Genomic DNA, 20,919 nt, shown 5'->3' on the forward strand with positions numbered 1-20,919 from the left:
GCCGTTTGATCCCGCAGATTGAGTTGCGCACGTCGAGGAACTGGTCGGCAATGGCGGCGCCGCATGTTCGATTGTTCCCAGCACAAGAGATGAAAATGTGTCGCCGATTCATGGCATGTCGTCGGATGATCGCCGCCGGGAGGGCGACATTCTTGTACGAAAATCGCCTCTTTTGAACAATCCGACACGAGAGGGCGACGGTTCCTCAAATGGAATCATCGCCTTGGCCCGGAGGAACGGTGCTGGTGAATGCCAGTCCGGGATACCGAGCCGGATCCACGAAGCGGTTTGGCCTCACACTGCCCGGAATTGCTCCACCGGCGTGTAGCCGGATCTGCTCCTGCGCCTGAAACGCGCCGGTGTTTCCTTCGTCAAGGCGGTGAAAACGCGCGTCATATGACTCTGATCGGCGAAGCCGCAGCAGATTGCAACTTCCGCGATCGGCGCGTCCTCGAGCAGAAGCTCCTTGACCCGAGCGACCCGGTATTCGGTCAGCCACCTCGATGGAGTGCGCCCGAAGCTCTCCTTGAACGCCTTGTTGAAATAGCTGCGCGACAGTTCGCACTGGGCAGCCAGTTCGCCGACCGAAAATGGCCTGTTGAAATGTGCGGCAAGAAATTCCGTTGCAAGCCTCTCCTGCCAGGGAGCGAGCGTGCCCTTCCTGTCGGCGGGGAAATGCAGGCCGCCATAGGTCTGGCTGAGATGCGCCAGCACGGCAAGATTGATTTGTTCCAGAAACAGCTTGTTTGCATGCTCGGGATCTTCGAGTGACGGCAACAGCGCCTGCGCCAGACCAAACATGACCGGGTCCTTGCGCCCCTGCACGCAAGCAAGCGCAAGGTATTCGCTCCGGCCAACCTCCTCCGCAAAGGCACGCATCCGGGCGAAGGGAATATTGAAGCGGACATTGTCGAACGGTGAGAGATGATGGCACCGCCACTCGTCTCTCAGGTCGGCGATCGCGAGCACCCCCTTGCTGTGGCCGCCCTCGTAGACAAGCTCACTGCCGCGCCACAGCCGATGGGAATCGAAATCGCGAAGCTGAACGATGACGCTGAAGGCCTCGGCGCATGGGATAGCGGGCGCGACATCGAGATCGGAGCGATCGGAATAGGTCCTCGTGACCAGGATGTCGCCCGAGGACACCGATCGCGTGATCGGGCCCGGCGCCTGATTCGCGGCCTTCGTTCCTCCCTGCAGATTCATCGTCTCGCGTCTCTCGGGTTCCGGCTTGGGGCTTGCGCCGCTCCATGGTGCGCGAATGCTACAACGGTTCATCGCTGAAATACAAACGCATCCTCAGTCCGCAACGTCACGACCCCCAACAGACGCACCTCCGGACAGGTTTATCACTGGAGCCAACGGGCGCGCCAGGCCGAAGGCGTGTGGCCAGTCGCCCGCGTGAACACCTTGGCGAACTGGTTCTCATCAGCGAAGCCGCATCGGCTTGCGACATCCTGCAGCGGCAGGAGATGCTCGGACAGATATTGCTTGGCCCGTCCGATTCGGTACCGCATGAGCCATTGATGCGGCGTATGTCCGGTTACGTCTTTGAAACCTCTAGAGAAATCATCGATGGGCATGCCGGCGGCGGAAGCCGCCGCGGCCATGGAGATGTCGTCGGAAAAATGATCGATGATGAAATCCTTGGCGGCCTTTTCCTGCCAGACCGTCAGGCCTGTCGAAGGAGCATCCCCATCCGTGGGCGCCTCCCCGTAGCTGTGAAGCAAATGCGCGCATATCGCGATCGCGATATGCTGCAGCACCGCCAAATGCGCTGTCCCCCGCGCCTCGAAGAGCGGCAGAATGGCGTCGCCGAGGTTACGCATGATGTCGTCCTCTTCGCCACGGCGGCAGCGCAACCGCGCCGCCTTCGGCGCCTCGGAAAACTCGGCCACTTCCCGAAACAGCGTGCGAGGCACGTAAAATGCAAGCGAATCGAGATCGCTTGAGAGGCGGATACTGGCGCCGTGGGCCAGATCGACGAGGCAGATGGTGCCTTGCCGATAGCGACGGATCTCGCTTTCGGACCCGTCGGACGCGAGGTCACGATGATAGGCATCCTTCAGATAGAGCATGAGGAAGTAGGCATCGTCCGGCGGCAAGGACACCAGTTGACCCGCCTCGGGTTTCAATCGGCACCGCAAGCGCGTCACTGAAAATCGGCCGTCCCGTATCGGTTGCGCCAGAAGGCATGGTGAATCCGCCAGCCCGAAGAACGCTCCCACGCTCTCTTCCATCCCTGCACTTCGGATCACGTCCACCTCCCGGCTGAATCCGTTCCCACCATGGGGCACATGTCACCGGCAAAACGCATGCGTGCTCCCAAAGCTTCCAGCAGATAGCCAGGGACGCGATTCCCGCCCGTGGCGATCTTGATCCCACGAGCCCGCGGAACCGGCCTCTGTCGTAGCTGCGGAAGCCAGAATGCGCTCGGCCGATCCCGTTTTCTTGTCGCTTCTGCTCGCCTTTTGCCAGAAATGCGCCAGATGCGACAAGACATGGTTGAAAACATTTGCCTCGTTCGCGCACCCCCGGCCTCGCGTCTTACAGGGGACGAATGTGGGTCACGTAGTTCTCGAAGAAATCCGAGAACTTGGTCAGGCGCATCGGCAGTCTGTCATAGGGCGGATAATAGAGCGTGAGCCAGAGTTCCGGAGGCTTCCAGTCCGGCAGGATCTGCTCCAGCCTGCCGGCCGCGAGGGCGTCCTCGACGATGAAGTGCGGCAGGAGAGCGATACCCTCGCCGTTTTCGGCGAGCCTCGCGATGATCTCGCCATTGTTGGCGGCAAGCAGCTTGCCGGCCCTCGCCTTGCGCGTCCGCCCAGCGCTTGTGAGCTCCCAGGTCTCGCTGATCGCCTCCTCGTCATAGGCAAGGCAGGTGTGGCCATCCAGGTCCTCCGGCGTTCTCGGCGTTCCAAAGGTCGCGAGATAGCCGGGGGAGGCAACCAGGATACGTCGGACCCGGCAGATCTTGCGCCAGATCGTTGATTTGTCGCGGGGCGGTTCCGACACCCGAATTGCGAGATCGAAATCCTCTGAAACGATGTCGATGAACCGGTCCGTGAGGGACAGGGAGACGCTCATACCCGGAAACTCCACCCGGAAGCCGGTGAGGACATCGGGCAGGAGGTGCTGGCCGAGCGACAGGGGCGCGTTGATGCGGATCAGGCCCACGGCATCACTGTGCTGTTCGCGTACCTCCTCGGCAACCTGATCGAACTGCCTGACGAGAGGTTCGATGCGCGCGGCGTAGACGGCACCGGCCGAGGTCAGTGACACCTGCCGGGTCGTGCGCAGGAGGAGTTGCACGCCCAACTGCTCCTCCAGCGCTCCGACAGCGCGGGTTACGGTCGGTGCCGTCATCGAAAGCTGGCGAGCCGCAGCCACGAAGCTGCGCTGCTGTGCCACCGCCAAAAAGATGCGAATTCCGTTGAGATCGTTCATGATCGACTATTTCATTTATTGCAATAATATTGTCAATATTATTGCTATTCATATTCTCGGTAACCTGCCCCATCTTGTGCCTCAGAAAACGTCCCAACCCGCACATTCGGAGGCACGACTACAATGCTCAACCAGATCAAAGGCCTTCATCACGTTACGTCGATGGCCGCCAACGCCCAGCAGAACAACGACTTCTTCACCAAGACGCTCGGCCTGCGCCGGGTCAAGAAAACCGTCAACTTCGATGCGCCGGATGTGTACCACCTCTACTATGGCGATGAAGTCGGCACACCGGGCTCGGTAATGACCTATTTCCCCTTCCCCCACATTGCCAAGGGGCGCCCCGGCACCGGGGAAGTGGGTGAGACCTACTTCGCGATACCGAAGAACACGCTCGGCTACTGGAAGGACCGGCTCTCGAAACTCGGCGTGACCGGCCTTTCCGAAGGCGAACTGTTTGGTGAGAAGCACTTGCGCTTCAAGGGACCGGACAACGATGGCTTTGCACTGATCGAAGTGGATGATGGACGCGTCGGCTGGAGCAACACGGAAATCGGTGGCGACGACGCGATCAAGGGCTTCCATGGCGCCAGCCTGCGCGTCAGGGACGCCGGTGCGACGCGGGAACTTCTCGGTTTCATGGGCTATCAGGAGGTCGACAGCAAAGGCGACTGGTCTCGGCTTGCGATCCCCGGCGGCAATGGCGCCGACTTCATCGATCTGCAGGCGCTTCCCCAGGCAGACGGGGCACGCCTGGGTGCGGGCTCGGTCCACCACATCGCTTTTGCCGTGGAGAACCGGGCAGCTCAGCTCGAAGTGCGCAAGGCATTGATGGATACCGGCTATCAGGTCACGCCCGTCATAGACCGGGATTACTTCTGGGCCATCTACTTCCGCACACCGGGCGGAGTTCTGTTCGAGATCGCCACCAACGAACCCGGCTTCGACCGCGACGAGGACACCAACCACCTCGGCGAGGCTCTGAAGCTTCCCGAACGCTACGAGCCCTATCGCCAGCAGATTACCGACGAACTCGCACCGATCAAAGACTAACCACTTACAAGGGCGTGCCCCCTGGCACCGCCCGATGGAGATTGCCACCATGAGCACCGAATCCTACAAGGCGCTGGTACTGGCGCCCGGTCCCGATGCACCCATCGTCTTTGCCTTCCATGGCACGGGCGGAAACGAGTACCAGTTTTCCGAACTGGTCGGTCAGATTCTACCCGACGCCGGCCTGATCTCCCCGCGCGGTGACGTGTCCGAACATGGAGCCCTGCGCTTCTTTCGCCGAACGGGCGAAGGCTCTTACGATATGGAGGACCTGGCGGAACGCACGGAGAAAATGGCCGCCTTCATCGCTGCGCATAAGGATGCAAATCCAGGGCGTCCGATCTACGGTCTCGGCTACTCTAACGGCGCAAACATCCTTGCCTCCGTGATCTTCAAGCACGCCGACCTCTTCGACCGCGCCGCCCTGCTTCACCCGCTCATTCCCTGGACGCCACAGCCGAACGACACGCTGAGAGACCGGCGGATCCTGGTGACTGCCGGCCGGCGCGATCCTATCTGCCCATTGCCGATCACAGAGCGGCTGACAGAGTATTTCGCCTCCCAGAAGGCACGCATCGAGGTCAGCTATCATCCCGGCGGCCACGAAATCCGGCCGGAAGAACTTGCCGCACTAAAGTCTTTCCTGACGGAAGCATAGCGGTCGAGAGACGAAAATCTGCGGTGCGCCCCGGTGCCGGACACTTCCCGGCACCGGGGCGCACTGCGCAGCACGCAACACCATTCAACCATCAAGACGAAACGGCGTCCCAGAGCTTTCCGGGGGCGTGCATCCTGGTCAGCAAGCGCGCGGGAATCCGATCATTCTTTGGCCGCGATCCGGCCGCGACAAATTTGTTGCTGGCAGCAGTGCATGCAACAATATACAGTCAATTATCGACTCTCTGATCGCAAGGATGAAAATGTCGGATTGGCTCCCCGATCTCACGCTCAGCAGCAATCCTCGCTACATGGCGATTGCGGACCTCATAGAGATAGACCTGCGCAGTGGCGTCCTTGTCTCCGGTGACCGACTGCCGCCACAACGCGAGCTTGCCAGGAAGCTCGGCATTGACTTCACCACGGTCGCGCGCGGCTATGTCGAGGCCCGCAAGCGCGGCCTGGTGGATACACAGGTCGGTCGTGGCACATTCGTCACTGGCGGCGGACCAAGGGTTGTGCCCGGCTTCTCGCTCGACGCCGCACCAGATCCGCGCAGGGCGGCGGCGGCTGATTTTTCGATGAACATGCCGCCGGAGCCCGACGATCCCGATCTTCTCGAACGCATGCGAGAGGGGCTGAGCGCGGTCGCCTCCAACCTCGTACCGCTGTTGCGCTATCAGGATTTCGGCGGCTCGGTTGCCGACAGGGACGCCGCCGCATCCTGGCTAGAGCGCCGAGGCCTTACTCCTTCCCGGGAGCGTATCTTCGTCACCCCGGGCGCCCATCCGGCCTTGCTCGCTATCCTGAGCGCGCTCGCAAAGCCAGGAGAGACCGTCCTGTCGGAGAACGTCACCTACCCAGGCATCCGTTCGATCTGCGCGCAACTACGACTGTCCCTCATGGGCATTGCAATGGACGGGCACGGCATCATTCCAGACGCTTTGGACGAAGCCTGCCGGAAACTCTCCCCCAGGGCCCTCTACCTCAATCCCACGCTTCAAAATCCTACCACCCTCACGGTTTCCGAGGCGAGGCGCCGGGAAATCTGCGCCGTGGCCCGCAAGTTCAATCTGCCAATCATCGAAGATGATGCCTATGGGTTCGTGTTGCAGGATCCGCCGCCACCACTTGCGGCGATGGCACCGGATCTCGCCTGGCACATCGGCGGGCTCTCGAAGTGCATCGGGGCCGGGCTGCGACTCGCCTTCGTGGTGGCCCCTGACAGCAAGGTGGTCTGGCCGTTTGTATCGGCAATGCGGGCAACCAACGTGATGGCATCTCCCCTTTCCATTGCTCTGGCGACACGCTGGATCGAGGAAGGCACGGCTGACGCCATTCTCCAGTTCGTTCGGAAGGAAACCGCCGAACGCCAGAAGATGGCCGCCGCTGCCCTGCCCGCGGACAGCTACAGCGCCGATCCGGCCAGCTTCAACATCTGGCTACCGCTCTCCAACGGCTGGACGCGCTCGACCTTCGCGGCACACATGCGCAGTTCCGGCATTGGCGTCGTCGCAAGCGACGCCTTCACCGTCGAAGGCATACCGGCGGAAGCCGTCCGCGTATGTCTCGGTGGCCCAGTAACCAGGGAACGACTGGCAAAGGCCCTTGATTTCATGGCGCACGCTCTCGAAGGCTCGCCAGAATTGGCTGGATCCTTCTTCTGACGCGACCAGACGTACCGCAATGGCTGCATTGCGGATGCGACAATGTTGCATACATATATCCATTCAAGATGTGGTATGTTTCCGATCAATGATCAATTGAAGGTGACTGCCATGGATGATCGCTATCCGCCCCTACCGCCGGTACAGACCGGCATTCGTGGCCGCTGCCCCCGTTGCGGGCAAGGCCATATGTTCAACGGTTTCCTCACGCTGGCTCCGCGCTGTGAGGTGTGCGACCTGGACTATTCCTTCGCGGACCCGGCCGACGGTCCGGCGTTCTTCGTCATCTGCTTTGCCTGCGTCCCGAGCGTCCTGCTCGCCGTCTGGCTCGAAGTCGTATACGCACCGGTCTGGTGGGTACACTTGCTGACATCGGTCCCGTTCATGCTGCTCACGTGCATCCCGCCGCTACGGCCGCTGAAGGGATGGCTCGTCGCCAGCCAGTACTACTTCAAGGCCGAGGAAGGGAAACTCGTCAGGCAGCCATGAGAAGCGCGGGGCGAAAGGTGCCCCACGTGCGCGGCTAGCCTGCGTGGCATCTCGACGGGATCGCCGTGCCGCAAGTCTCGTCGCGTCCTGCACGGCGCACCCCGACTGATTTCGGCACGCATGCAAGGCTAAAGCTTCCGGGCGACCTCCCGCCGCAGGTACTTAGGATCTCAGCTGACCGACACGTGCGAGGACAAAATCGTGCCGCACCTCCCAGAAACGGTCTTCGAAACCGTATTGCCGCGCCCGGACGGCATCGTTCGTCAGCTCGAACTCCGCAAGCAGGCTTTCCTTCACCCCGAAGACCGTATCCGAATGAATGTACGGGTCATGAGGGTCGAAGATGTGGGTGGTCAACGTCTCATAGCCGTCGGCCCTGATGATATAGTGTAGGTGCGCAGGCCGGTAGGGATGCCGGCCCAGTGATCCGAGAAGTTGGCCGACGGGACCGTCGTCCGGAATGGGATAGAACTTCGGTTTGACCGCGCGGAACCAGTATCGTCCATCCTCTCCCGTCCGGAAGACGCCGCGCAGGTTGAAGTCGGGCTGTATGCCCTTTTGCTGCACGTCGTAGAAGCCTTCGTCGTTCGCCTGCCAGACATCGATCACGGCATCTGCAATGGGCCTGCCCTCCGTATCCAGGATACGTCCGCCGATGACCATGTCCTCGCCCTTGCGGTCTAGACAGATGTTTGCCCCCATCGGCAGCTCCGGGGCGTCCGCCACATGGAAGGGGCCGAGCACGGTACTCTCCGAGGCGCCCGAGGGCTTTCGGTGGTTGATCGCGTCGACCAGCATCGACACACCGAGCACGTCAGACAACAGAATGAACTCCTGGCGCCATTCGTTGCACATGTGGCCTGTTCGGGTGAGGAACTGGATCGCCTCCATCCACTCATCCTGTGTCGGCTCCAGCTCCTTTACCGCTTCGTGCAGCTTGCGGGTAATGACCTCCATCACCTGCTTGAGCCGCTCGCTGCTGGCATTGGCGTTTCTTCCCGTCACGACTTCGACCGAGTTCTCCTCGGTGAAATAACCCTTTTCGTGCGCGTTCATTTTCGCCTCACCTGTCCAGAATTGCCTTCATGACGCGGCGCAGCTCCCTCTCGGGATCGACGGCAGCCGCCTCGCTACGCCAGGCGACATGATGGTCAGGCCTGACGAGCACCACACCCGAGTCCCGTATCTCCCGCGCGCGTGCCCAGTCACCGGTGAAATCCTGCCATGCCTGGCGGGGACCGATCGTGTGGGCGACGATGGGCAACCCGAACTCTTTCGACAGAACCCTCGCCGCCGCAATCCAGCCGTCACCGCCAATTCCAGTCAGGATGGTGAACGCACCATGGCCTGTGATGTCGAGGCTCGACACTTTCTGACCGTCCGGACCGAATAGCCAGACATGCGGCAGGCGCGCTCCCGGCCAGGTGGTCGGCTGATAGTGCAATTCCGCGTCCTTCTCGAAGCCCGGCTCCGGCTGACCATCAGTTACGATGGCATTCGACCTGTAGCGCTGGTTCATCTCCACGCCATGGGCGTCGAATTCGTAGACTTTGTAGGCGATCGCATCGCGGATCGCTGCCCGCTGGCGCTCGGATGCGGCCGTGTCATCGCAGCGGGCATCCATGTTCTGCTGCATTTTTACCGGGTCGACCGAATCCAGAAGGCCGAGCGCCTTGAAGATCGGCCCGAACTCCTCGATGGACTTGTTTGCCCGGGTGACGATCTGCTTGGCGATCGGAGCGCGCTCCGCCTGGTAGCTGTCGAGCAGTCCCATGCCGGCCTGCCCTCTTATGACCATGGCGAGCTTCCACGCGAGGTTGAAGCCGTCCTGGATCGAGGTGTTCGAACCCAGCCCGTTGGAAGGCGGATGGCGGTGCGTTGCGTCTCCCATGCAGAAGACGCGGCCGTTGGCCATGGTCGTGGCGTACATGTTGTTGACCGTCCAGGTCGAGACCGACTTGATCTTAGGCTGCAGGTCCTGGACGCCGACGAGGTCGCGCACGACCTTCGTGGCAAATGCATCGTCGACTTCCGGAGGTGGCTGGTTGATGTCATAGCCCCAGACGATCAGCCATTCGTGCCAGGGGCGAACCATGCGCACCAGTCCCATGCCGATGCCACCGACGTCGGCGCCGGGCTGCAATACCCAATAGAGCACCGAGGGTCGGTCGGCGACGTATCTCGATAGGTCAGCCTCGAACAGTATGTTCATCGAACCCGCGACCCCCATCTTGCCCTCGAAGGAGAGATTTGCGTGCTCGGCGACCTTGGAATTTCCCCCATCCGCGCCGACGAGGAACTTGGAGCGGATCGTGAGCTCCTTGCCCGTCAGTCGGTCGAGGCAGACGGTGGTGACCCCTTCGGCATCCTGCACATGACTCACATATTCCGTCGACATGCGTGCCTGCGCGCCGCGCGAGCAGGCAGTCTTGAACAGAAGCGGTTCCATGTAGGTCTGCGGCAGGTCGTTCATCCGGCCCGGAGAGGACAGAATATGCTCGGCGCGCGACAGGGGATGATTGCCCCAGCTCTGCATGCGCCCGATCTCTTCTCCCGCGACGGCGGTGCAGAACACGTTCTGGCCCATCAGATCCTGCTCGGTCGCGAAGATGTAGGCCTCGTCCTCCACGTCGCGGCCGAGATCGCGCAGTACCTCCATCGTGCGCTGGTTGGTGATGTGGGCGCGCGGGGTATTTGCGAGCCAGCGATAGCGGTTGATCACCAACGGCTCGAGACCATAGGTCGCAAGCAACGCCGCGGTCGCCGAGCCCGCAGGCCCGGTGCCGATAATCAGAACGTCAGTGGTGATGTCAGCCATTTGGCCCTCCCATTGTCTTTTTTTGGATGGGTCCGCCTTTCAGGATCCGGCGGACAGGAAAGAGTTCGATGCCGGTACGCTCGCTGATCAGGCCCCAGAGCCCGCGCGGCGCGAAAAGCATGATGACGATGGCGAGCGCGCCGAGCAGCATCAGGTACCAGGAGCCATAGCTCGAGAGCGCATTCTGCATCAGGAAGAACACGACGACACCGAGGATCGGTCCTTCGATCGTACCGATGCCGCCGATCACCACGATGAAGATCACATAGGCGGTCCAGTCGGTGAGCGAGAAGGCCGCATCCGGCGAGATCCGTGCCTTCTGGAGATAGATCAGCGCGCCGACAACGCCTGTAAGGAAGGCGGTCAGAAGATAGACCGCGACCTTGAGCCGGCGGGCATCGACCCCGAGCGCCCGGGCAGCAGTCTCGTTGTCGCGCACGGCGGCAAGCCCGAGACCCTGTTTGCTCCTGAGAAGCTTGTAGACGCAGGCGACGGTCACGGCGACGACCAACAGGGCCAGCCAATAGGCCAGAGCGTCGGCGGCGGTCGAGGACTTCATGCCGAACCAGTCATTCAGCAATCGAACTCCTAACATGTCACGCGTCGCGTCGCGCGGCAGCGACGTCCCCGTGCCACCGCCAAGCGACTTCCATTGGGCGAAAAGCAGACGACCCACCTCCGCGATCACCCAGGTGCCGATTGCGAAATAGGGACCATGAAGCCGGAAGGCGAAGAAGGCGGTGGGCGCCGCGATGGTCGCGGCGAATAAACCGGCGAGCGGAACGGCGAGGATGGGATCGACACCGAGCAGGATCACGAGGCCGAACAGCGCATAGGCCCCGCAGCCGACGAAAAGCTGCTGGCCGACCGAAATCAGGCCCGCGTAGCCCGCAAGCAGGTTCCAGTTCTGGGCAAGCACGAGCATGGTGAAGATGAAGAACAGGTCCTGCACCACACCCCGCGAGACGAGAAAGGGCGCGAACGCGAGTGCGACCAGCAGGAGCACGGCAAAGCCGGCGAATAGGGTCGACAGCCGGGTCCGCGTCTCCACGCGCCAACGCTCTTGCGTGAGGTCCGGGTTCGTCATTGTTTCGAGACCTGTCGTCATGGCGGCTTCAATCCACGGCCCGGGGGAAGAGACCGCGAGGCCTGAAGAGGAGCACGAGCAGGAAAGCGATGTGCCCGGCAAGGATCTGCCATTCGGGATTGATCGCCGCACCAACCGTCTGGGCGACCCCGAGTATGATGCCGCCGGCAAGCGTTCCCCAAAGAGAGCCGAGGCCACCGATGATCACCGCCTCGAAAGCGTAGATCAGACGCGCCGGTCCCGCGGTCGGATCGAAATTGGCGCGCGTCCCGAGGTAGAGCGCGGCAATCGTCACGACCACCATTGCAAGCCCCATCGCGACCGCGAAAATCCTGGCCGGGCGGATGCCCATGAGACCCGCCGTTACGGCATCGTCCGAAGTCGCCCGGAAAGAACGCCCAAGTGGGGTGCGGTAGATAAGCCAGTTGAGCGCCACGATGCACATGATGGCAGACGCGAAGGTGAAGAGCGGCATCGCGCCGGCGCTGAGCCCGGCAATCGGAACAGAGGCCGTCTCGAGCGCCCCGACGGAGATGCGCCGGCTGTCGGCGGTGAACCCCTCCAGAAGACCGTTCTGGATGACGATAGACAGGCCGAAGGTAACGAGCAATGGCGGGAGAATATCCTTGCCGAGCGTGCGGTTGAGCAGATGGTATTGCAGCATCCAGCCGGCTGCAAACATCAGCGGCGCTGCGATCAGAGCGGCAAGGAACGGGTTCAGGCCGAGCCACGAGACCATCAGGAGGATGAGGAAGGCGGAAAAGACGATCAGGTCGCCATGGGCAAGATTGACGAGCCGCATGATGCCGAAAACGAGGCTGAGACCGGCGGCAAACAGGGCATAAAGCCCGCCGAGGAGAACGCCCTGAAGGAGAGTGTCAAGCCAGTTCATGGCCGTCAGCTCCGAAATAGGCTGCGTGGATTTCAGATCGCGAGAGATCGGACGGTCGGCCTGTCAGGGTGATGCGCCCTTCCATCATGCAATACACCCGGTCGGCTACCTTCAATGCCTGGACGATATCCTGCTCGACGATGACGATCGCAGCACCCGTTGCTCGTATGCGGGGGAAGGCAGCATAAATATCCTTGATGACCACCGGCGCGAGCCCGAGGCTGAGTTCGTCGCAAAGCAGCACCTCCGGATTGGAGATCAGCGCCCTCCCGATCGCAACCATCTGCTGCTGGCCACCGGAGAGAGCCGTCGCCGGACTGCGGCGGCGCTCCCGCAGGACCGGAAACAGCTCGTAGATGGAGTCGAGCGTCCAAGGGCCGTCGACCTTGCGCCCATAGCAGCCGATCAGGAGGTTTTCCTCCACAGTAAGCGACGGAAAGAGTTTGCGGCCCTCGGGCACGAGTGCGATGCCGCGCGCCATGACATCGGGTGCGGCAAGCGCTCCAATCGGCACACCACGATGCAGGATCATCTCAGCTGCATTCGGCAGAACCCCGGCAAGCGAGCGCATCAGGGTGGACTTTCCCGCGCCGTTCGCGCCTATCACGGCGATCGTTTCACCGGCATCGACCCGGAGATCCACGCCGAACAACGCCTGGAAGTCACGATAAAAGGCAGTCAGCCCGCTTGCTTCGATGAGGGTCGTCATCAAACCTCCATGCCGAGATAGATTTCGCGCACCTCGCGCGACGCCATGATTGCTCCCGGTTCGCCAATCCCGATCATCCGTCCAAAGTTCAGGACGAGGAGACGCTCGGCGACCGCGGTCAGCGCGTGGAGGACGTGCTCGATCCAGATCACGGCCATGCCGCGCTGGTGCACGCGCCTGATTGTCGCGACAAGCTGCCGGCACTCGCCTTCCGTCAGGCCACCGGCAATCTCGTCAAGCAGCAGGAGCTTCGGCTGGGTCGCAAGTGCGCGCGCAAGCTCCAGGCGCTTGCGTTCGAGAAGGGTGAGAGAGCCTGCGATCGCATTTGCCTTTGCGACCAGGCCCGTTTCCACCAGAATCTCCGCGCAGAGATCGGTAACCTCGCTCTCGCGCGCTTCCGCACCGAAGGCACCCGCCACCAGCAGGTTTTCATAGACGGTCAGACGTTCAAAGGGTTGCGGTATCTGGAAGGTCCGGCCCATGCCGGCGAAACAGCGTTGCATCGGCGGCATGCCGGTGACGTCCCGACCGTCGAAGTAAATCTCGCCGCTCGCGACCGGCAGGTTGCCGTTGATCAGGTTGAACAACGTCGACTTCCCCGCACCGTTCGGTCCGATCACGCCAAGTGCCTCGCCGTGCTCCACGGAAAAACTGATGTTCTCGGCGACCACGAGAGCCCGAAGGATTTCGACACAGCTTTGAGTTCCAGTATCGCCATGGTCGGCTCCGGTTGGAATTAGGCCGCCCCGCCATCGACGGGACGGCCCGTTGGGTCAGGAGAGCGCTTCGAGCTTGCCGCCAAGCGGGACATTCGGTGCGAGGCTGTTTTCCACGACCACGAGGTCGTATCCACCGCCGGACTTCAGCCGCCACTGACCGCCGACGAGCGGTGTCTTGGCGACGTTCTTCTGCGCGAAGGGCGGCAGCTTGTCGCTGCCCCAGGCGATCGGGCCGACCAGCGTGTCAAGTTTCGTTTCGCCGATGGCCTTGGCGACCGCATCGCCCTCGCCCACATCTTCCGCGCGCTTCATCACATCGACCGCCAGCTCGAAGAGCGCATGGGCAAAGCCGATCGGCTGCGTCCAGGGCCGTCCCGTGGCCTTGGTGAAGGCTGCTGCCACGTCCGCCGTACTTTCGCCGGTCAGCGACGACTTGAACGGGTGGCTGGGCGTCCACCAGACCTCGGTCGAAAGATTGTGACCGGCATCCCCAAGCGCTTCCACTGTCTGCGGAAAGAGCAGGGCCTTGCCGATCGAGGCGATCTTCGGCTTCAGGCCCTGCTGCTTGGCCTGGTTCCAGAACGTGGTCAGATCCGGCGGGATCATGACGCCGGTGAGGATGTCCGTCTGGCTCTGCTTGAAGGCGTTGATCTGGGCCGAAAAATCGTCGGTCAGGTTCTGGTAGCGCCCAGTGTCGGTGAGCGTGAAGCCGAGCTTTTCGAGAACAGGCGGAAAGCCCACGACCTTGTCGCCCCAGGCGTTGCCGTCACCATCGTTGGGGAACAGTCCGCCGACCTTCTTGTTGGTCTCTATCTGGCTCCACATGCCGGTGAAGACGGCGATGATGTCCTCGAGCCCCCAGAAGAAGTGATAGGCGTAGTTGAACGGCTTCCATGACGCCGGGTCGCCGGGATTACCCTGCTGGCCGATGAACCAGGGCTGCCAGGGCGCCACGGTGGAAATGCAGGGCATTTCCTCGGCCTCGCAAGTGGTGGAAACCGGATTTGTCGTCTCGGGCGTCGAGGAAACGAGGATGAGGTTCACCTCGTCGTCGACGATCAGCTCCTTCGCCACTTCGGCGGCGCGGTTCGGGTTCGACTGGCTGTCCTTGACGATGACCTCATAGTTGAGACCCTGGCTCTTCATGGTTGCCAAGAAATTCTCGATGACGAACTTGTCGGCTTCCCCAAAGGCCGCAAGCGGGCCGGTCTGCGGGCTGACATAGCCGAGCTTGATCGCAGCATCCTGAGCGATTGCCGGCGCGGCGAGACCGGATGCGGCAAGGACAGCGCCGCCTGCCGCCGATGTCTTCAGAAATTCGCGTCTCGTGAACATGTTTCCTCCCATGATCGTCTCTCCTCCCAAAGAGCGCGCCCCCAAAAATTCACGCAAAAAGTCTCAATCGGCCGGGCGGTTGCCCTCCCATGCGTCCTGCAGAAGCTGGCGGATCGAGGCCCGGTCGATCGGCCTCGGATTCCAATAGGGATTTTGGACCGCGATCGACGCAGCCTTGTCGAGATCCGCCTCGGTAAGACCGAAATCCCTGAGCGACAGCGGCGCGCCGATCGCGCTCGCGAAATTCCAGAGCCCGCCGCCGATCGAGCCTTTGAAGATCTCCGTCAATGGCGCAAGCACATCGGCCGCCGCAGCGGCATTGAAGGCCGCAGTGTGCGGCAGCATCACCGCGTGGGTCTCGGCATGCGGCGTGTCGAAGGAACCGCCGAGCGTGTGGCAAATCTTGTGGTGCAGAGCCATGCCTACCGCGCCGAGCACCGTGCCGCAGAGCCAGGCGCCGTAGAGCGCTTCGCTGCGGGCCTCCGCCCCGTTCGGCTCCCTCACGATCTCCGGCAGGCTCCTTGCAAAAGCGCGCAGGCCCTCGACAGCCATGAGGCTGGAGATCGGGTTGCGATCCTGGGCATAGAGCCCTTCCACGGCGTGTGCCATGGCATTGAGGCCACTGGTCACGCTCATGCCGACCGGCAGGCCGTGGGTCAGAAGCGGATCGTATATGACGATCTCCGGCAAGATCTTCTCGTGCCGGACGGTCGTCTTGCGGCCGGCTTGTGTCTGACCAAGGATCGGCGTCACCTCCGAACCGGCATAGGTGGTCGGAACGACGATTTGCAGGAGATCCGTGCGATAGGCGATCGCCTTGCCGAGGCCCGTGGTCGAACCGCCGCCAAGCGAGACGACGCAGTCCGCATTGGTCTCCGAGACCACTTTCAGCGCGGCTTCGGTCACCTCGATCGGGGTATGCATGGCAGCGCCGGCGAAGACGCCACACGCCAGGGGCCCGATTTCGCGAGCAAGTGCCTCCCCATCGGCCTTCTGATGCGGCGTGGAGATGACGAGCGCGCGACTGCATCCCGCCTTACCGATCCAATCGGCGACGGTCTTTCGCTTGCCCTCACCGAAGACGATGCGTGCCGGACTTCCCGCATAGGAAAAATCCCGGTTCATGTCCCCCTCCCCGTCCTTGCCCTGACCATCACGAAGGTGAAGTCCACAGACCTTGCATCCTGCCCCTCGCGGACCGCCTCGAATGGCCTGATCAGTTCCGGCCTGACACCGAAAAGCGCGTCCTCGGCGAGATGCGGATCTCCCGCGTCATAGAGGTGTGTTGTGATCGGCTCGAAATCCTTGGCACGGACGACGAAGTGCAAATGCGCCGGCCGGCGCAAGGGGTAACCGGCAGCGGACAGAAGCCGACCGACTGGCCCGTCGTCGGGTACCCCGTAGCCGCCGGGCATGACGGAGCGGTAGTGAAACCTCCCCTCCGCATCGGTCCGGAACAGGCCCCGCAGATTGTGCTCGGGCTGGAGATCGGGCTGCTGGTTCTCGTAGATCCCCTCTGCGTTCGCCTGCCAGGTAATGACCTCGGCACCGGCGATCGGGAGACCGTCGAGATCCTGCACGCGACCGCTGAAGAAAAGCGGCGTGCCCTTGCCGTCGAGCGAAATCGAGGCGCCTTGCGCCCTCTCGGGTGCGTCCGCCCGGAAGAACGGGCCGCGGATGGTGTTGGGTGTCGCTCCCTTGGGGCGTCGCGAATTGATTTCCTCGACGAGAGCCGAAGCGCCGATCAGATCGGATAGCAGTACCCATTCCTGCCGGCGCTCGTCGCTGGCATGCCCGACCTCGGTCAGAAATTCGATGACGCTGCGCCACTCGTCTTTCGTCGGACGGAACTGCTTTATGAGATCGTGGACATGGGTGACGACCGCAGCGATCAGCTGAGCCAGGTTGTCGTCTCTCCCGCCGGAAAAACGCTCCGCGAAGGCGTCCGACGAGGTCGCTTCGCTGAATGTAAGTGCCTTGGCACCCGGCGACATGCTTCTCCTCCCAGGTCGGCTGCGTCGATAAATGCAACACTAGCAGCCGGGGGAGAAAGGATTGATGATTTTGTTCAGCTTCAATATAACAATCCGTTATGAAGATTGATGAACGCCATCTCATCCAGTTGGCAGCGGTGGTCAAGACCGGGGGCGTGACAGAGGGCGCGGCCCTGCTGGGCCTCGCCCAGCCGGCAGTCTCCCGCACACTGTCGATGCTCGAGAAACGATTGGGAGAACCACTTTTCCTCAAGGGAAGGCGCCCGTTGCAGCCGACCCCGCTTGGTCTTTCCCTTGCAGAGCACGGACTTGTAATGCTTGCGGCCTCCCGCAAGGCCGCCGACCTCGTGGAGAGCTTCCGCGTCGGAAAGAGCGGCGTGGTCCGCGTCGGCGGGACACCTTTCTTCATGGACGGATTGATTGCCGGGCTTTGCGCCGAATTCCAGAGCTCGCATCCGGACGTGCGCATAGATCAGACCTACGGCTATTTCCCCGACCTCCGCGCCGCCCTGAAGGCCGACCAGATCGATCTCGCCATTTGCCCGATCGATATTCTCGACGAGGGCTCGGGTCTCGAGTTCCAGCAGATTCTGCCCGGCCGGAACGTTATCGCATGCCGCGTCACGCATCCGCTCCTCATGAAGCGCAAATTGCAACCCGGCCATCTCCTGGATTGTCCATGGGTCGCGCCGCCCCCGGGCAGTCCGCTGCTGACCGATCTCAGGGCGCTTCTTCTTTCCTTCGGCGCGACGGAGATCAAGATCCGCTACTCCGGAGGCTCGCTGATGGCCGTGCTCAACTACCTGAAAGCAGCCGATGCCCTGACCGTCATGCCGCACAGCGTCGTCTTCGCGCTGCGCAGGGAGAAGTCGATCACGGCGCTCCCGATCAGCATTCCGCACCCCGAACGGGCATTGGCGATCCTCAAGAGGATTGATGCGCCGCGAACGCCTGCCGTGGAACATTTCGCCGATTTCGTGCGCTCGGGTTTCGACAACCTGAAACACCTGATCAAGCGGCACGAGGAATCCGTCATCTGGGGACTGTGACGGGCAACACCCGACTTACTCCAGAGGAAAGTGGCAGGCGACGCCATGTCCATCCAATCCGGAGGCAAGCACCGGACGCGTCTGGCGGCAGAGACCCTGGGCACGCGGACAACGCGTGGAAAACTTGCATCCCTTCGGCGGATCGAGCGGGCTCGGAACCTCTCCCGTGAGGAGTATGCGCTCGCGCTTGCCCAGATTGTGCGGCTGCGGAATAGCCGAGAGGAGCGCCTGGGTGTAGGGATGCCGCGGCGCGGAATAGAGAGCATCCGTCTCGCCGATCTCGACAATCGACCCGAGATACATGACCGCAACGCGCGTGGAGACCTGCCGCACGACGGCAAGATCATGGGCGATGAATACGTAAGTGAGGTTCAGCCGCTCGCGAAGATCGGCAAAGAGGTTGACGATCTGCGCCTGGACAGAAACGTCGAGCGCGGAGACGGGTTCATCCGCGACGATCAGCAGCGGCTCCACGGCGAGAGCCCGGGCGATCCCGATTCGTTGGCGCTGACCACCTGAAAACTCGTGAGGATAACGATCGAGGTATTCACGTCTCAGGCCGACGATCTCCATGAGTTCCGCGAGCCTCTCGTCGAGAGCCGCACCCCGGCGCATGGCATGGACCTTCAGGACCTCACCGAGCATGTCGCGGATCCTGCGCCGCGGGTTGAGCGAGGCGGATGGATCCTGGAAGATCATCTGCATCTTCCGGCGCACCGGCTTCAGAGCGCGCCCGTCCGCCCTGGAGATGTCGACGTCATCGAAAGTCAGACTGCCGGAAGTCACGTCATAGAGCCGCGTCAGACACCGTCCAAGCGTGGACTTGCCGCTCCCGGATTCGCCCACCAGACCGAGGGTCTCGCCGGGATAGACCTCGAGGCTGATTTCGTCCACGGCATGCAGCTTGCGGCCGGATCCGGGGATCATGGTCTTGCCGACGGTGAAATTCTTGGTCAGAGCCTTGGCCGAGAGAAGCGGGCGGATCGTTTGTGGCGCGCTCATGCGGGCTCCTCCAGGGAAATGACGTTGCGGCGCAACCGGTCGCGTTCTTCGCCGTCGAGCACACAGAGGCCGGTCTGTTCACCCTGTCGCCGGAGAGGCGGGCGTACGGCACACTCGGACCGCGAGAAGCGGCATCTTGGCTCGAAGCCGCATCCCTTCGGAATGTTCCCCGGCGTCGGAGGCATGCCGCCGATAGACACCAGGCGATCGGGCCGAGCGCCTGTCAGCGGCGGTATCGATGCCATCAGGCCCCAAGTGTAGGGATGAAGCGGACGGGAGAAGATATCCTGCGTCGCGCCCCGCTCCACGATGCGGCCGGCATACATGACCGCCACCTGGTCCGCGACTTCTGCCACGACACCCATGTCATGGGTGATGAGGATGATCGCCGAGCCGAAATCCTTGCGCAGGCGAAGCAGCAGATCAAGCACCTGCGCCTGCACGGTCACGTCCAGTGCAGTGGTCGGTTCGTCTGCAACCAGAAGCGCCGGATTGCAGGAGATCGCCATGGCGATTACGGCGCGTTGGCGCATTCCGCCCGAGAGCTGATGCGGATAGCGGTCGACCGCCTCTCCCGGATTGCCGAAGCCGACCTCTGCGAGCAGTTCGACCGCACGCGCTCGCGCGGCCCGCATGGAAATGTTCTCGTGTGCGCGGATCTGTTCGGCGATCTGCCATCCGATCGTATAGACGGGGGTCAGCGCCGTCATCGGATCCTGTGAAATCAGTCCGATTTCCTTGCCGCGAATGCGGCGCATCTGGCGCACGGGCATCTCCAGTATCCGCTTGCCGCGAAAGGCGACCGCTCCCTGGACTTTGGTCGTCTTGTGATCGTGCAGGCCCAGAAGAGAGAGCAGCGTCACCGATTTGCCCGAGCCGGACTCGCCGACGATCGACAGGATTTCGCCTTCGCGCACACTGAAGGAAACGTCATCGACCGCTGTAACCACGCCCTTGTCCGTGGCGAACGAGACCGACAGGCCGTTTACATCGAGAAGCAGGGGGTTTCCACGGGCTGCATGGTCAGTTCCCCCTCACGCGCGGATCAATCAGGACGTAGACGATGTCGACGACGGCATTTGCGAGCACGACAAAGAAGGACGCATACATCACTGTCCCGAGGATCATCGGTAGGTCGAGGTTAAGAAGCGCCTGGTAGGTCAGGCGGCCAACGCCATTGAGGCCGAACACCACTTCCGTCAACAAAGCCGACCCGCCGACCAGCGCACCAAAATCGAGCCCGAACATTGTAACGAACGGAATGAGCGAGGTTCGCAGCGCATGACGGAGCATGACCCTGGCCGGGCTCAGCCCCTTGGCGCGCGCAGTACGGATGAAATCTTCCTGATAGGCCTCTACGAGGCTTGCGCGCAGAACCCTCCCGTAGATACCGATATAGAGGGCCGCGAGCGTGAACCAGGGAATGATGAGTGTCTTGAACCAGCCGGCCGGGTCTTCGAACAGCGGCTTGTAACCTAGCGCGGGCACCCAGGAAAACAGCCAGGTGTCGTGAAGGCGGCTTTGCGACATCAGGTTCATGACCTCGCCAAGCCAATAGACGGGCATGGATACGCCGATGAGTGACAGGACCATCAGGCCGCGGTCGACCAGACTGTCGCGCGTCATGGCGGCAACGACGCCGACCGATATTCCGCCCAGCAACCAGAGCACGGCCGCTCCGAACACGAGCGCCAGGGTCACAGGCGCGGCGGCAACGACCTCGGGTACGATCCTCATTCCCCGATTGACGAAAGAGGTGAGGTCCTGCGTCACGAATAGCCGCTTCATCATGATGACGTACTGGACCGGCAAGGGCCGGTCGAAGCCAAATTCGTGGCGCACGGCAGCTACCGTTTCCTGCGACGCATTGCGTCCGGCGATGCGTGCGGCCGGATCCGAGCCGGGCGTCGCGAAGAAGATCAGGAACACCAGGGCCGAAATGCCGAACATGACGAAAAGCATCTGGCTCAGTCGTTGGAATATAGCGAAAACCATTGCCCG

General features: G+C 62.1%; 19 protein-coding genes and 1 pseudogene. 5 read left to right on the top strand and 15 right to left on the bottom strand.

Annotated elements, in window-relative coordinates:
• Nucleotides 1-294: 294 nt before the first annotated feature.
• From F3Y30_RS24415 to F3Y30_RS24425, 3 genes are all read right to left on the bottom strand, one after another.
• Nucleotides 295-1,206 carry an AraC family transcriptional regulator gene (locus tag F3Y30_RS24415; protein ID WP_203426869.1) on the bottom strand — a complete coding sequence of 304 codons (912 nt, stop codon included), beginning with the start codon at nt 1,204-1,206 and terminating at the stop codon, nt 295-297.
• Nucleotides 1,207-1,349: 143 nt separating this feature from the next.
• Nucleotides 1,350-2,258, bottom strand: a complete 909-nt coding sequence (locus F3Y30_RS24420) for an AraC family transcriptional regulator (protein WP_203426870.1) — start codon at nt 2,256-2,258, stop codon at nt 1,350-1,352.
• 289 nt (nt 2,259-2,547) lie between these two features.
• Nucleotides 2,548-3,447 carry a LysR family transcriptional regulator gene (locus F3Y30_RS24425; protein WP_203426871.1) on the bottom strand — a complete coding sequence of 300 codons (900 nt, stop codon included), beginning with the start codon at nt 3,445-3,447 and terminating at the stop codon, nt 2,548-2,550.
• Between the two features lie 123 nt (nt 3,448-3,570).
• Between F3Y30_RS24425 and F3Y30_RS24430 the strand changes: the two genes are divergently transcribed.
• The 4 genes from F3Y30_RS24430 (at nt 3,571) to F3Y30_RS24445 (ending at nt 7,313) form a co-directional block, all read left to right on the top strand.
• Nucleotides 3,571-4,500, top strand: a complete 930-nt coding sequence (locus F3Y30_RS24430) for a VOC family protein (RefSeq protein ID WP_203426872.1) — start codon at nt 3,571-3,573, stop codon at nt 4,498-4,500.
• Nucleotides 4,501-4,549: 49 nt separating this feature from the next.
• Complete coding sequence (locus tag F3Y30_RS24435; protein WP_203426873.1) at nt 4,550-5,158, top strand: alpha/beta hydrolase; 609 nt, start codon at nt 4,550-4,552, stop codon at nt 5,156-5,158.
• Nucleotides 5,159-5,420: 262 nt separating this feature from the next.
• On the top strand, nt 5,421-6,824 hold the full coding sequence (locus F3Y30_RS24440; RefSeq protein WP_203426874.1) for a PLP-dependent aminotransferase family protein: 1,404 nt from the start codon (nt 5,421-5,423) through the stop codon (nt 6,822-6,824).
• Between the two features lie 111 nt (nt 6,825-6,935).
• The gene (locus tag F3Y30_RS24445) at nt 6,936-7,313 is read left to right on the top strand and encodes a DUF983 domain-containing protein (protein WP_203426875.1); all 378 of its coding nucleotides are present in this window, start codon (nt 6,936-6,938) and stop codon (nt 7,311-7,313) included.
• Between the two features lie 162 nt (nt 7,314-7,475).
• On the opposite strand, the gene F3Y30_RS24450 is transcribed toward F3Y30_RS24445, so the two are convergent.
• The 9 genes and pseudogenes from F3Y30_RS24450 to F3Y30_RS24490 all read right to left on the bottom strand — a co-directional run bounded on the left by F3Y30_RS24450 (nt 7,476) and on the right by F3Y30_RS24490 (nt 16,867).
• Nucleotides 7,476-8,369: an intradiol ring-cleavage dioxygenase gene (locus tag F3Y30_RS24450; protein WP_203426876.1), complete on the bottom strand. Its 894-nt coding sequence runs from the start codon at nt 8,367-8,369 to the stop codon at nt 7,476-7,478.
• 7 nt (nt 8,370-8,376) lie between these two features.
• The gene (locus tag F3Y30_RS24455) at nt 8,377-10,131 is read right to left on the bottom strand and encodes an FAD-dependent monooxygenase (protein WP_203426877.1); all 1,755 of its coding nucleotides are present in this window, start codon (nt 10,129-10,131) and stop codon (nt 8,377-8,379) included.
• Nucleotides 10,124-11,239 carry a branched-chain amino acid ABC transporter permease gene (locus F3Y30_RS24460; RefSeq protein ID WP_203426878.1) on the bottom strand — a complete coding sequence of 372 codons (1,116 nt, stop codon included), beginning with the start codon at nt 11,237-11,239 and terminating at the stop codon, nt 10,124-10,126. The genes F3Y30_RS24455 and F3Y30_RS24460 overlap by 8 nt, the downstream gene beginning before the upstream one ends.
• Before the next feature lie 7 nt (nt 11,240-11,246).
• Nucleotides 11,247-12,110 (bottom strand): branched-chain amino acid ABC transporter permease, encoded by an 864-nt coding sequence (locus F3Y30_RS24465; protein WP_203426879.1) that lies wholly within the window; start codon nt 12,108-12,110, stop codon nt 11,247-11,249.
• Nucleotides 12,097-12,819, bottom strand: a complete 723-nt coding sequence (locus F3Y30_RS24470; RefSeq protein WP_203426880.1) for an ABC transporter ATP-binding protein — start codon at nt 12,817-12,819, stop codon at nt 12,097-12,099. The genes F3Y30_RS24465 and F3Y30_RS24470 overlap by 14 nt, the downstream gene beginning before the upstream one ends.
• Nucleotides 12,819-13,537, bottom strand: a pseudogene (locus F3Y30_RS24475) (ABC transporter ATP-binding protein). The gene F3Y30_RS24470 and the pseudogene F3Y30_RS24475 overlap by 1 nt, the downstream one beginning before the upstream one ends.
• Nucleotides 13,538-13,592: 55 nt before the next feature.
• Nucleotides 13,593-14,873, bottom strand: coding sequence for an ABC transporter substrate-binding protein (locus F3Y30_RS24480; RefSeq protein WP_203426881.1), 1,281 nt, complete (start codon nt 14,871-14,873; stop codon nt 13,593-13,595).
• A 63-nt stretch (nt 14,874-14,936) separates the two neighbouring features.
• Complete coding sequence (locus F3Y30_RS24485) at nt 14,937-15,998, bottom strand: maleylacetate reductase (protein WP_203426882.1); 1,062 nt, start codon at nt 15,996-15,998, stop codon at nt 14,937-14,939.
• On the bottom strand, nt 15,995-16,867 hold the full coding sequence (locus F3Y30_RS24490) for a dioxygenase (protein ID WP_203426883.1): 873 nt from the start codon (nt 16,865-16,867) through the stop codon (nt 15,995-15,997). Before F3Y30_RS24490 ends, F3Y30_RS24485 begins: the two co-directional genes overlap by 4 nt.
• Nucleotides 16,868-16,965: 98 nt before the next feature.
• Between F3Y30_RS24490 and F3Y30_RS24495 the strand changes: the two genes are divergently transcribed.
• A complete protein-coding gene (locus F3Y30_RS24495; RefSeq protein WP_203426884.1) occupies nt 16,966-17,916 on the top strand; it encodes a LysR family transcriptional regulator in 951 nt (316 codons plus the stop codon).
• A 15-nt stretch (nt 17,917-17,931) separates the two neighbouring features.
• Here F3Y30_RS24495 and F3Y30_RS24500 read toward each other — a convergent pair whose 3' ends face one another.
• The 3 genes from F3Y30_RS24500 to F3Y30_RS24510 are packed head-to-tail and all read right to left on the bottom strand — an operon-like array spanning nt 17,932 to nt 20,913.
• Nucleotides 17,932-18,918 carry an oligopeptide/dipeptide ABC transporter ATP-binding protein gene (locus F3Y30_RS24500; protein WP_203426885.1) on the bottom strand — a complete coding sequence of 329 codons (987 nt, stop codon included), beginning with the start codon at nt 18,916-18,918 and terminating at the stop codon, nt 17,932-17,934.
• On the bottom strand, nt 18,915-19,919 hold the full coding sequence (locus tag F3Y30_RS24505) for an ABC transporter ATP-binding protein (protein ID WP_203427631.1): 1,005 nt from the start codon (nt 19,917-19,919) through the stop codon (nt 18,915-18,917). Before F3Y30_RS24505 ends, F3Y30_RS24500 begins: the two co-directional genes overlap by 4 nt.
• A gap of 22 nt (nt 19,920-19,941) precedes the next feature.
• Entirely contained in the window at nt 19,942-20,913 is a 972-nt protein-coding gene (locus F3Y30_RS24510) for an ABC transporter permease (RefSeq protein ID WP_203426886.1), read from the bottom strand.
• Nucleotides 20,914-20,919: the final 6 nt, after the last annotated feature.

Origin of the sequence: Sinorhizobium sp. BG8, assembly GCF_016864555.1 — a bacterium.
Taxonomy (GTDB): domain Bacteria; phylum Pseudomonadota; class Alphaproteobacteria; order Rhizobiales; family Rhizobiaceae; genus BG8.